This is a genomic window from Leisingera sp. ANG-DT, assembly GCF_000813785.1.
Classification (GTDB): domain Bacteria; phylum Pseudomonadota; class Alphaproteobacteria; order Rhodobacterales; family Rhodobacteraceae; genus Leisingera.
This window is the reverse complement of the sequence record NZ_JWLE01000050.1, coordinates 1-1,151: the sequence shown is the minus strand read 5'-3', so window position 1 is coordinate 1,151 and position 1,151 is coordinate 1. Positions and strand designations below refer to the sequence as shown.

At 62.8% G+C, this 1,151-nt stretch carries 1 protein-coding gene; it reads left to right on the top strand.

The window, feature by feature from the left end; translation table 11 throughout:
* A partial coding sequence (gene tuf / locus RA21_RS21420) for an elongation factor Tu (RefSeq protein WP_039152542.1) occupies nt 1-1,151 on the top strand: 1,151 nt, incomplete at both ends.

Below are 1,151 nucleotides of genomic sequence, written 5' to 3'. Positions count from 1 at the left end.
ATGGCTAAGGAAAAGTTTGAACGTAATAAACCGCACGTCAACATCGGCACCATCGGCCACGTTGACCACGGCAAGACCACTCTGACCGCGGCTATCACCAAATACTTCGGTGACTTCAAAGCCTACGACCAGATCGACGGCGCCCCGGAAGAAAAAGCCCGCGGCATCACCATCTCGACCGCGCACGTCGAGTATGAGACCGACAACCGCCACTACGCGCACGTCGACTGCCCCGGCCACGCCGACTACGTGAAGAACATGATCACTGGTGCTGCCCAGATGGACGGCGCGATCCTGGTTGTGAACGCAGCTGACGGCCCGATGCCGCAGACCCGCGAGCACATCCTGCTGGGCCGCCAGGTTGGCATCCCGAAGATGGTCGTGTTCATGAACAAGGTTGACCAGGTCGACGACGAAGAGCTGCTGGAGCTGGTGGAAATGGAAATCCGCGAGCTGCTGTCCTCCTACGACTACCCGGGCGACGATATCCCGATCGTTGCAGGCTCCGCTCTGGCGGCGATGGAAGGCAACAAGCCGGAAATCGGCGAAGAGAAAATCAAAGAGCTGATGGCGGCTGTCGACGAGTACATCGACACCCCGGCGCGTGCGGTTGACCAGCCGTTCCTGATGCCGATCGAAGACGTGTTCTCGATCTCCGGCCGCGGCACCGTTGTGACCGGCCGTGTCGAGCGCGGCGTGATCAACGTCGGCGACTCGATCGAGATCGTCGGCATCCGCGACACCACCACCACCACCTGCACCGGTGTGGAAATGTTCCGCAAGCTGCTGGACCGCGGTGAAGCGGGCGACAACATCGGCGCCCTGCTGCGCGGTGTGGACCGTGACGGTGTTGAGCGCGGCCAGGTGCTGTGCAAGCCGGGTTCCGTGACCCCGCACACCAAGTTCGAAGCCGAAGCCTACATCCTGACCAAGGAAGAAGGCGGCCGCCACACCCCGTTCTTCGCGAACTACCGTCCGCAGTTCTACTTCCGCACCACCGACGTGACCGGCACCGTGACCCTGCCGGAAGGCACCGAGATGGTGATGCCGGGCGACAACCTGAAGTTCGGCGTTGAGCTGATCGCACCGATCGCGATGGAAGACGGCCTGCGCTTCGCCATCCGCGAAGGCGGCCGCACCGTCGGCGCCGG